General features: G+C 50.2%; 11 protein-coding genes and 1 pseudogene. 8 read left to right on the top strand and 4 right to left on the bottom strand.

The window, feature by feature from the left end:
- Positions 1-102 precede the first annotated feature (102 nt).
- Together NDA01_RS26225 and NDA01_RS26220 are read right to left on the bottom strand one after the other, a co-directional pair.
- Positions 103-321 carry a sensor histidine kinase gene (locus tag NDA01_RS26225; protein ID WP_348230299.1) on the bottom strand — a complete coding sequence of 73 codons (219 nt, stop codon included), beginning with the start codon at positions 319-321 and terminating at the stop codon, positions 103-105.
- 74 nt (positions 322-395) lie between these two features.
- A pseudogene (locus tag NDA01_RS26220) lies at positions 396-1,033 on the bottom strand (IS1 family transposase); the annotation flags it as partial.
- 105 nt (positions 1,034-1,138) lie between these two features.
- Here NDA01_RS26220 and NDA01_RS26215 point away from each other — a divergent pair.
- The 8 genes from NDA01_RS26215 (at position 1,139) to NDA01_RS32035 (ending at position 5,868) form a co-directional block, all read left to right on the top strand.
- Complete coding sequence (locus NDA01_RS26215) at positions 1,139-1,342, top strand: helix-turn-helix domain-containing protein (protein WP_348230300.1); 204 nt, start codon at positions 1,139-1,141, stop codon at positions 1,340-1,342.
- 6 nt (positions 1,343-1,348) lie between these two features.
- Positions 1,349-1,699, top strand: coding sequence for a winged helix-turn-helix domain-containing protein (locus tag NDA01_RS26210; RefSeq protein ID WP_348230298.1), 351 nt, complete (start codon positions 1,349-1,351; stop codon positions 1,697-1,699).
- A 9-nt stretch (positions 1,700-1,708) separates the two neighbouring features.
- Complete coding sequence (locus NDA01_RS26205; protein ID WP_348230297.1) at positions 1,709-2,158, top strand: transposase; 450 nt, start codon at positions 1,709-1,711, stop codon at positions 2,156-2,158.
- Positions 2,159-2,318: 160 nt separating this feature from the next.
- Positions 2,319-3,713 (top strand): hypothetical protein, encoded by a 1,395-nt coding sequence (locus tag NDA01_RS26200; protein ID WP_348230296.1) that lies wholly within the window; start codon positions 2,319-2,321, stop codon positions 3,711-3,713.
- The gene (locus NDA01_RS26195; RefSeq protein ID WP_348230295.1) at positions 3,714-3,884 is read left to right on the top strand and encodes a hypothetical protein; all 171 of its coding nucleotides are present in this window, start codon (positions 3,714-3,716) and stop codon (positions 3,882-3,884) included.
- A 30-nt stretch (positions 3,885-3,914) separates the two neighbouring features.
- Positions 3,915-4,190: a hypothetical protein gene (locus NDA01_RS26190; protein ID WP_348230294.1), complete on the top strand. Its 276-nt coding sequence runs from the start codon at positions 3,915-3,917 to the stop codon at positions 4,188-4,190.
- A gap of 3 nt (positions 4,191-4,193) precedes the next feature.
- Positions 4,194-4,919: a helicase-associated domain-containing protein gene (locus tag NDA01_RS32040; RefSeq protein WP_431193533.1), complete on the top strand. Its 726-nt coding sequence runs from the start codon at positions 4,194-4,196 to the stop codon at positions 4,917-4,919.
- 34 nt (positions 4,920-4,953) lie between these two features.
- A complete protein-coding gene (locus NDA01_RS32035) occupies positions 4,954-5,868 on the top strand; it encodes a helicase-related protein (RefSeq protein WP_431193532.1) in 915 nt (304 codons plus the stop codon).
- Between the two features lie 22 nt (positions 5,869-5,890).
- Here the strand turns inward: NDA01_RS32035 and NDA01_RS26180 are convergent, their stop codons facing one another.
- Both NDA01_RS26180 and NDA01_RS26175 read right to left on the bottom strand, forming a co-directional pair.
- Positions 5,891-6,091 carry a hypothetical protein gene (locus NDA01_RS26180; protein ID WP_348230293.1) on the bottom strand — a complete coding sequence of 67 codons (201 nt, stop codon included), beginning with the start codon at positions 6,089-6,091 and terminating at the stop codon, positions 5,891-5,893.
- Between the two features lie 41 nt (positions 6,092-6,132).
- A complete protein-coding gene (locus tag NDA01_RS26175) occupies positions 6,133-10,893 on the bottom strand; it encodes an amino acid adenylation domain-containing protein (protein ID WP_348230292.1) in 4,761 nt (1,586 codons plus the stop codon).
- Between the last annotated feature and the right edge of the window lie 4 nt (positions 10,894-10,897).

Below are 10,897 nucleotides of genomic sequence, written 5' to 3'. Positions count from 1 at the left end.
TGCTACTCCAAATCAGTTGAGATGTTGAAGTGTTCACTTCGGTTGCTGCTGCATTATTTGAAGTATCGAACAATTCCTCTCTCAGCTTAAATCATTACCTATTCAGCAACGCCCCAAAGTGAAGCGAATACTGCTTCCTTCTGGGGAGTATTTGATGGCATTGGACAATAAGTTGTCAAGAGTGTGCTTCAGCAAAGAAGCATCTGCTCCAGCTTGAGTGGAATTACCTTCGCTCGAAAAACTGATTTGGTGAGATTTTCCTTGAGTGGTTTGGAAGCTTTCTACAATTTCACCACAAAATTCTTTCAGGTCAACTACCACGTAGTTAGCTTCAACTTGAGTAGATTCAGTGCGACCTAGTAATAGAATTTCATCCAGTAAATAAAGTGGTAGTCCTAAAAAGGTAAGGATGCATTGTAGTGGTGAACAAAGTACCAAACTGCACCAATATGATTATCCAGCTTCTTGGAAAACGATAACGTCTTCCTCACTAAGCGCGACACGCGTTGGCGCAAGGTGCAGTTGAAGCGCTCAATGTAACTCGTTTTGCCACTTTCCTTGCCAACACTTTGATGCCGCTTGCTGGGAAACACTTCGTCGTAAGCAGACCAGAAATCAGTGTAAGAGACCGCACACTGGCGATATACTCCTGGCAGCGCCTCCCATAGTCCTTATGCTCCTTCACGACCGCGATTGCCGACATAAACCCCGACAATTTCTCGGGTCTTGACATCTAGAGCCAACCAAATCCACTGCTTATTGCCTTTGCGGAGCACGAAAGACCACATCTCGTCACACTGGATCATCAAGCGCCCCTTTTTTTAGCCCGCACCTTCACCTGTCGGGGCACTGCTTGATATTTCTCATTGACATAGTGCTGGAGCCAAGGCTCTGAAACGCCTGCGACTCTGGCAATGCCTGCTAAAGGAATCTTCTCTAACAGCAGTTTATCAATCAGGGTCTTGGTCGTTGAGTCAATGGTCTTGTTTTGGGGGTGTTGCACAAACTGCCTGCCACACTTGCGGCACTTATATTAACCCGGCAACTTAAGAGGATGCAGAGTGAACGGGGCGATTAGTAAAATTGAAGTATGAATAAACTTGATGCCCGATTACTTAATCCCCCTACTTAAGATTATCTGCGACAACAAGCGATTCGATTACGTCAGCAAGGAAAACGGTTTGTCGATATTGCAGCTTATTTGGAGGTGCATCGCAATACAGTTTCAGATTGGTGGCAGCAATACAAAGAACTGGGTGAAACTGCCCTGTACCAGCAACAACGAGGCCGCACAGTTGGTGCAGGACGCACCTTAAATCAAGAGCAGGAAAAACAGATTTAACAGTTGATGCAAGCCCATTTCCCCGATGAGCTAGAGATTGATAGTGCGCTTTGGACGCACCGCGCGGTTCAAGAACTGATCGAGCAACGGTGCGGAATACAGATGCCGATTCGAACCGTAGGAGAGTATCTTTGGCGGTGGGGCTATAGCCCACAAAAGCCCTTGAGGCGGGCTTATGAGCAGAACCCAGAGATGGTGGAGGAGTGGTTAGAGCAAACCTATCCTGTCATCGAGCAGCGTGCTAAAAGTGAAGGTGCAGAAATCGCTTGGGGGGATGAGTCAGGGTTACGCTCAGATGCTCAAGTCGGTCGTGGGTATGCACCCATCGGCGAAACCCCTGAAATTCGTCTGAGTTAGAAGAAATGAGTGCGTGTCAACTTCATTGCCAGTCTCAGCAACCAGGGGAGTATCCGCTTTATGCTCTACACCAGTAAGCTGACGGAAGCCATCTTTTTGTCGTTTCTGACTCGTCTGATTGCCAAGCGAGAGCGCAAGTTGTTTTGGATTGTGGACCAACATCCGGTACATCGGGGACAGCAGGTGCAGCAATGGTTAACTGAGCACAAGGAGCAGATTGAACTGTTCTACTTGCCGTCCTACTCACCGCAACTGAATCCAGTCGAGTATCTCAACGGCGATGTCAAGCAGGGAGTTCACTCTAAACCACCGACTCGCAATCTTGCTCAACTGAAGCGACGACTCATTTCTCATCTGCGTAAGTTGCAGAAGTTACCATCGCGCATTCAGGAGTATTTTGAGCACCCATTCATTGCTTATGCATCGAACAAGATGCACCCTCAATTATTGCCGGGTTAATAGTTACGAGTCGTTCTCTTAACCTAATAACTTCTCCTTATCCTTACAACTTGATTAGGATTGCTATATCACCTGCTCGTTCCTCATCCAGTCCACTCAGCATTCTGCAATTTTCCGGTGTTCAACCTGTATGCTGATGAAGTCAAGCAGGGATAGCGCCATGCCCTACTACAACCAGCCTGGGAAAATTTCTACACTGCTCGAAGCACTCAATCATCAAACCGTCGATCAGCTAAAAGCACTGGCGCAACTGTTGCCATCTGGTAAAATTCCAACGCGCAAAGCCGAGCTTGTCAGTTACGTGATGGAACGAATGCAAGGCAAATCGCTGAAATTGCTGTGGCAGGAGTGTGATCGCCTGCAACAAGCCACGATCGCTGAAGTGGTGCACAGCTCAAACGATTACTACCAGCCACAGCGATTTGTCAGCAAGTATGGTGCCGAAGCGACTTGGACGAGTGGCAATCGCTCATCCTATTATTCGCACAGCAATCCGTCGATTTTGGGGCTGTTTTTCTACAGTAGCACCCTGCCGCAAGACCTAAAAGCGCAACTCAAAACATTTGTACCGCCGCCAGAACCGACGCGGATTGAAAGTCTAGAAACGCTGTCACCCACCCTGACGCGAACGCTCGTGGAATATAACTACCGCGATCGCAAACAGCACTCTACACAAGTTGAATTCCCGTTAAGTATTCGTGAAACTGAAGCCGTTGCAGGGCGGGATTTGCAGACGGTTTTGCGGTTAGTAGACTTAGGCAAAGTCTCTATCAGCGACAAAACGTTTTTCCCTCCAAGCGCGACCCTAACAGCGATTTCTGAAGTGTTGGAAGAGGGCGACTACTATAGCGATTGGGCCGCCAAGCGATCGCCAGCAGGATGGGATTACAGTTATGACATCGGCGCTATCAAGCTATTTGCCTGGGTGATGCTGTTGCAGGCAGGCAAGCTGGTGGAATTGAGCGGTAAACGCTTGGTTCTAACGAAGACTGGACAAAAAGCAATCAATAATCCGCCTGAAAAGGCGCTGCAAACGTTGTGGAAACAGTGGCTGAAAACAACCAGTTTGGATGAACTACGGCGAATTGACAGTATCAAAGGTCAAACCGGAAAAGCCAAACGCAGCCTCACTGCCGTAGCTGGACGACGCAGCGTGATTGTAAATGCCCTGAAGGATTGCCCAATCCAGCAATGGGTGGCACTGTCCGACTTTTTGCGCTACATGATCGCCGCTGGTTATGACTTTGAGGTTAGCCGCAACAGCGAGATGCTCTCCCTGGAGGGTTACGGTTCGCTCTACGACGGTAGTTGGCTACTTCTAGAAGCACGATATCTTCTATGTTTTCTATTTGAGTACGTGTCAACGCTGGGCTTAATTGATGTGGCTTACCTGCATCCGGACGAGGGCTTTTTGATATTACCCAGCAGTGATTACTACAGCGATACCACGCTCAGCCGCTACGATGGACTCGCGTATTTTCGCCTGAATGCGTTCGGTGCTTACTGTTTGGGCCTGAGCGATCGCTACGACCCTGCGGTTCCCATGCAGAAATAGGTGCTGCGAATTCTGCCCAATTTAGAAGTTGTGGTGGTGAGTGAGTTATCTCGTGCCGATCGCTTGATGCTCAACAGTTTTCTTGCCTCCGTGTCTGACGTCGTGTGGAAGTTGGATCAGGCCAAGCTGTTGGATGCGATCGCCCAGGGTCGCAGCGAGGCGGAACTGTAAGACTGGCTAATTGCTAACAGCGGTAAAGCCTTGTCCCGGCCCGTAAATCAGTTTCTAGCCGACCTGCAAACCCGCACCACGAGTCTGCAAGATTTGGGTTCTGCCCGATTGATTCGCTGCGCGGATGCCGCTCTTGCCGCCCAAATTGCCAGTGACTCGCGGACCAAAGCGTTCTGTTTTATTGCGGATCAGCCGAAAGCCGCCGCTGCGGGACAAGCGTGCTATTTGGTGGTCCCTGCTGAAACAGAAACCAAGTTTCGCAATGGGTTAAAGAAGTTGGGCCACAGTCTGCCAGGGTTGAGCTAAATCATGTCCTACGTTGCCGAAAATGCGCTGATTATTCAAAGCGATCGCTCTGTGTTGCTGGAAGTGCATTCACCTCGTGCGGATGAGGCTCGTGCGGCGATCGCCCCCTTTGCGGAACTGATTAAAAGCCCTGAACATATCCACACCTATCAGATTTCACCGCTGAGTATCTGGAATGCTCGTGCCGCCGGAATGCCCGTTGCCGACATGATTGCAGCCCTGCACGACCATGCCAAATACCCCATGCCCGAAGCGGTAGCCCAAGAAATTAGCGCTCTGGGCAGTCGCTATGGTCTGACCGTGATTGAGCGCGACGATGATCGCCTGCTGCGCAAAACCGCTGATGTGCCGCTCGCCGAACTCCTCAGCCGCAGTCAAGAGGTGGCGAAGTATCTCGGAGACCGCCTGTCCGATCAAGTGTTTGCGGTTAATGTCGAGGATCGGGGTGTCTTGAAACAGGCATTGCTCGCGGCAGGCTATCCGGCAGAAGATTTGGCAGGTTATGTCACAGGCGATGCGCTGAAGTTAGCGTTGCGACCCATCACTGCATCCGGTGCACCATTTGCCCTGCGCGATTATCAGAAAGCATCGGCAGAAGCGTTTTATCAGGCGGGACGGGTGCAGGGTGGCAGCGGTGTAATTGTGCTGCCCTGCGGAGCCGGAAAAACAATGGTCGGGTTAGCCGCGATCGCCCAGGTGCAGGAAAATACCCTAATTCTCTACCAGTAGCCTCACCTCCGTTCGTCAGTGGCAGCGGGAGCTATTGGATAAAACGACGCTGCCCCCTGATGCGATCGCCGAATACAGTGGTGAATCAAAACAGACGGCTCCGATCACGTTAGCGACGTATCAAATCCTGAGCTATCGCGCTAGCAAAGACGGGGAGTTTCCGCACTTTCAACTGTTTAACGCGCGATCGTGGGGTTTGATTATCTATGACGAAGTACATCTGCTGCCCGCCCCTATCTTCCGCATTACTGCTGAACTGCAAGCCCGTCGCCGTCTCGGGCTGACCGCCACCCTGATCCGTGAAGATGGCAAAGAAGGAGATGTTTTCGCCCTGATTGGCCCCAAACGCTACGATGTGCCCTGGCGCGAACTTGAAGGTCAAGGCTTTATTGCCGCAGCGGAATGTACCGAGATTCGCATTCCCCAAACCACAGCCAGACAGATGGAGTATGCAGTGGCTGACAAGCGCTACCAGTTTCGGATTGCTGCAGAAAATCCGCGTAAACACGAAGTGGTGCGATCGCTGTTACAGAAAGAGTACGGTCATCGCATCTTGATCATTGGGGAATTTTTGGACCAACTGAAGCAGATCGCCACTTTAACTGAGTTACCGCTCGTGACGGGGAAAACGCCCCAAGCAGAACGCGATCGCCGCTACGAGCAGTTCCGATCCGGTGAAATCTCTGGGCTCATTCTGTCTCGGGTCGGCAACTTTGCCCTCGATTTGCCCGATGCCGATGTGCTGATTCAGGTGTCTGGCAAGTATGGCTCACGACAGGAAGAAGCCCAGCGGCTCGGTCGAGTCTTGCGCCTCAAGTCGGATGGTTGGAGCGCCCAATTTTACACGCTGGTTTCCTTGCGTACCTGTGAAGAAGAGTTTGCCCGTCATCGGCAGTTGTTTCTGGCTGAGCAGGGCTATAGCTATCACATCGAAATTCTTGCCGAGTGAGGGCGAATTGCCGAAGTTGCGTTCATTGTTGATAAAACGGTCGCTTTCCAGGGTTCAGTTGCAATAAAGCATCAACCAAATTCGCATAGGTGTCGGCAAAGTTGACCCAACTGTAGGCAGACAAACCCGTATAAAAATGGTTATGTCTAGAGCGACTTCGCTGCGATTGTGAGAGACGAGCAATGTAATGAGCCACTCCTCGTTGACGCAGTTTTCGTCCCACCAAGGTTGCAGCTCAATAGGTTAAAGTCAGGACTGGGAGTGTCAATTCAAGGATTGAGAATTGAAGAGTAAGACAGGCAAATATACCTTTAGTAGTTGGTTGATCGATAAACAATTGATCGTTGTGTTGGCTAAACCATCCAAGGTGTTTTGACACTCAAAGGTTGGATCAATTTGATCAGAGTCTAACTGAGCAGATAGATCCTGGTCGCTTTCCTCTTTATATAGAGGCAGGAACGGGATGAGAGCGTTTTTCAGCGCGTTCTGCTCTTGCTGTAAAAGAATCTCTCGCCATTGAGTATAGGGCAGTTTTTTGAGGGAATAGCCATATGCCTGAATGTTCTCGAAAAACTCTACTTTGCGAATTGGGAAGGGATGTACCAAATGGAAGGCTTTTATGAGTGCCTGCGGCTGTTGAGATAAGTGAACGATCGCTTGACTGACATAATCGACTGGAACAAACGACTGCTGTTCATTTCCTGAATCAGGGAACACTCCCATCTGGATACAGCCTCGAATGAAACTAAATTCAAAATCTTTGCTGTTGCTGAGTCCAGTTTGGCTTGATCCTGCGATCGCACCTGCTCGAAACACAGTTACGGGTAACCCTCTTGATTGAGCGATCCACACTAGCTTTTCGGCAACCCATTTACTTTGGGAATAGCCGAGATCTAAATGGGTTTCATGACCGTCGATCGGCTCATCTTCTCGAATAATGGATGAGTCACTGGAAGGATTGCCAAAGATTGAAACGGTGGAAATGTGATGAACAGGTTTAACTTTGGTTTGACACGCTAGCCTGAGAACTTCTTGAGTTCCCAAAACATTCGGGGCTTTGAGCTGAGTGTAGGGTTTGAAGAAATTGACATCCGCACCGTTATGATAGATCGCATCAATCTGAGCGGCTAATCGATCAAATTCATTGGGTGCAAGACCCAGCAACGGTTGGGCAAGATCTCCCAAAATGGGACTAATACGAGACTGATTGAATGCTGGCTGCCACAATTGGTATTTTTCTAATGTGGATTGTACGCGGCTTAACCCTTCAGAAACAGTTGTCGCCCGAACTAAGCAATAGATGTGAGCCTCAGTGCGTTGTAGCAACTCTTGCAGCAAAAACGCGCCTAAAAACCCTGTTGCGCCTGTAAGTAGAATGTGTTGAGGATGAGAGACCTGACTCATCTCAAGTACTTGCGCTCTACTGGGTGAAATTTCAGGAGGCAAGATGGCTTCGGCCTCTAAAGCAAGCGTCTGTGTGAGGGATGTGATTCCTTCTTGATCAATTGTTTCGATCAGTTGAGCGAGCCCCGCGATCGTGGGTTGCTCAAACATGCAACGTACTGGTAACTTCACCTGAAGGCTTTCTCGGATAGCAGCAACTAGCTGAGCAGCTAGCAGTGAATTACCACCTAATTCAAAAAAATTGTCCTGGATACTCACCTGTTGCATGCCAAGAAGCTTACTCCAGAGGTCTGCCAACTGTCGTTCTACAACGGTTTGGGGTAGCGCGATCGCGGTTCCTGCCTCAAATCGCTCTTGTTCAGGGGTGGGCAGGGCACGACGATCGATTTTGCCGTTGGCATTGAGCGGCATTGATCGCAGTAATACAAAGCGATCGGGTACCATATAATCTGGTAATTTTTGGTTCAAGAAATCTCGTAAGTTTCGAGTGACACTGCGCTGTAGCGTTTTGAGGAAGCCTTGAGCTTCAAAGAGAAATTCAACACTATGCCGCAGTGAACGTTGTTGATCTGGGGTGAGATTAAACTTAATGCCAGCTTGATTGCCTTGCTGCCATGCGATCGTTCCTTCCAACTGCTGTTCTTCAGTCGCTCCAGGTAGTTGAAGCCTTAACTGCACTGTGTGACCAGGTTTTCCATCTGCTGAAATTCCCATCAAACAGGTTCCATCAAAGGACAAGTCTACTGCCGTGACTTCAACGGGAGGGAGACCATTCACACTTGTTAAGCACTTGAGTTGCACCGGAAGGCGATCGGGTAAGAGGGTGGTTACTAAGTAGGCAATCAAGCGTTTGCCTCCGAGCGATTCTTGAACAACAACAACCGCTTCTTGAATGTCAGGATGTTGTGTCAGGACGGATTCGATTTCGCCCAGCTCAATGCGAAAACCGCGTAGCTTCACCTGATGGTCAATGCGACCTAGATACTCAATTGCACCATCGGGACGGTAGCGGGACAGATCGCCTGTTTTGTATAAGCGGGGAGTGAGGTGGTTTTTCCCATCTTTCCTAAAGGGATCGCAAAGAAAGCGTTCTGCTGTCAATTTGGGACGGTTGAGGTAGCCCCTCGCAACATTCACGCCACCAATGTAGAGTTCGCCCACAATCCCAATCGGTACAGGCTGAAGCTGAGCATCCAACACATACATCTGCGTGTTGGCGATCGGTCTGCCGATGGGAACTGAGCGCTGATCAGCTTCCGGTTGGCAATGCCAAAAGGTGACATCGACAGCAGCTTCGGTGGGTCCATACAGGTTTTGCAACTGAGCATGGCAGCGCTCAAAGAAACGGGTTTGCAGATCTACAGGAAGTGCCTCACCACTGCACATAACCTGCCGGATGGTGTGGCAGCTTTCTATGTTGGGTTCTTCGAGAAACACCCGCAGCATGGAGGGAACAAAGTGCAGGGTGGTAATCTGCTGGTCGGCAATCACCTGCACCAGATAAGCAGGGTCTTTGTGTCCGTCCGGTCGAGCCACGACCAGACGTGCACCACTCATCAGCGGCCAGAAGAATTCCCACACCGAGACATCGAAGCTGAAGGGGGTTTTTTGCAAGACGCGATCGTCCTTGGTCAACTGATACTCATCCTGCATCCACAGCAAGCGGTTGCAGATGCCCCGATGGGTGTTCATCGCGCCTTTAGGTTTACCTGTAGAGCCAGAGGTGTAGATGACATAGGCGAGGTGGTCAGCCGTGACACCGCTCTGCGGATTGTTGGTTGAGCCTTGAGCAAGCTGGTGCCAGTCTGCATCCAGGCAAAGGACAGTGGCTAAATTGGAAGGCAGGCGATCGAGCAGATGAGCTTGCGTCAACAAGGTGGGGACTTGAGCATCCTCTAGCATGAACGCCAAGCGCTCTGATGGATAGCTGGGGTCGAAGGGGACATAGACACCGCCTGCTTTGAGAATGCCGAGGAGCCCAATGACCATCTCAAGGGAGCGATCGACGCAAATGCCCACGAGCACGTCTGGTTGCACGCCGAGGGTCTGTAAGAAGTGAGCGAGTTGATTCGCCCGTTCATTCAGTTCTCGATAGGTGAGGTGTTGTCCTTCAAAGCTGACGGCAATTGCGTCTGGAGTGCGCTCCACTTGGGCTTCAACCCACTGGTGTAGGCAACGCTCCAACGGATAATCGACCTGAGTTTGATTCCATGCTTGAAGCTGCTGCTGTTCGGCAAGGCTGAGCAAGGGCAATTCAGAAAGCAATTGATTGGGGTTGGTGATAATCCCATCGATCAATGTTTGAAAATGTCCTGCCATTCGAGCGATCGCTGCTGCATCAAATAAGTCTGTGCTGTATTCGATTTCAACCTTGAGGGTGTCGGCTTCCTCCACTGCAAAGGTCAAATCAAATTTAGATGTCGAGCTTTCAATGGGGTCAAAACTGAGCGTCAAAGCAGAGGTGAGTGAAGAAACGGGTGCATTCTGAAAGACAAACATCACCTGAAACAGCGGATTTTGGCTCAGGCTGCGTTCTGGATGCAGTGCTTCTACTAATTGCTCAAAGGGCAACCCCTGATGGTCGTATGCGTCTAACGTGACTTGCTGGATTCGCTTTAGCAGTGTTTGAAAACTGGGATTATCGTCAAGACTTGTGCGAAGCACAAGGGTGTTCACAAAGAAACCAATCAGATTCTCAATTTCGACCCGATCGCGGTTGGCAATCGGTGAGCCAACAATAATATCCTCTTGCCCTGTATAACGGTACAATAACGTTTTGAACGCGGCTAGAAGGGTCATGAACAATGTTGCTCCTTCCCGCTGGGCCACAATTTTGAGGGCAGCAAGTTGGCGATCGCTGATCAAAAAGGAGTGGGTTGCACCGCGAAACGTTTGCATCGCCGGACGAGGGCGATCGGTTGGCAGTTCCAGAATGGGTAGGTGACCCCAAAGCTGTTGCGTCCAGTAGTTAAGTAGCTTAGTCTGCACATCTCCCTGAAGCCAATCACGCTGCCACTGAGCGAAGTCAGCATACTGAATCGAGAGTTCTGGCAGTGGTGAGGGTCGGCCTTGAGAAAACGCCGCATACAGATCAGATAGTTCCTGAAACAGCACGTTGAACGACCACAGATCGGAGACGATATGGTGCATGGTCAGCAACAGTACATGCTCAGTAGCAGATAGATGCAACAGAGTTGTTCGCATCAAGGGGCCAGTGCTGAGGTCGAACGGCTGTTGTGCGTCTGCTGCGGCGAGGCGTTGTACTTCTATTTGGCGATCGCCTTCCGGCAAGTGCTGTAACTCAACCACTGGAAGTTGCCAGGGCACTGTCGGCGCAATAACCTGGACGGGTTCATTATCAACTGTGGCAAAAGTTGTTCGGAGGCTCTCATGCCGCTGCACAATCTCGTCAACACTCTTTTCCAGTGCTGCGACATCCAGTGTTCCTTGTAGTCGTACCACCAGCGGCAAGTTGTAGAGCGAACGATCGGGAATCAGTTGATCCAAAAACCACAATCGTTGTTGAGCGAAGGACATGGGAAAGATGAGAACCTCGTCTTCCAATTGGTCGTCTTCCAAATCTTCTTCAATGTGAGGATCGTGATTCACGTCAAATAGCATGCTC

It is taken from the genome of Trichocoleus desertorum AS-A10, from assembly GCF_039962155.1.
Taxonomy (GTDB): Bacteria; Cyanobacteriota; Cyanobacteriia; order FACHB-46; family FACHB-46; genus Trichocoleus.
Note: the sequence above shows the minus strand (reverse complement) of the source record. Positions and strands in the feature narration are given on the sequence as shown.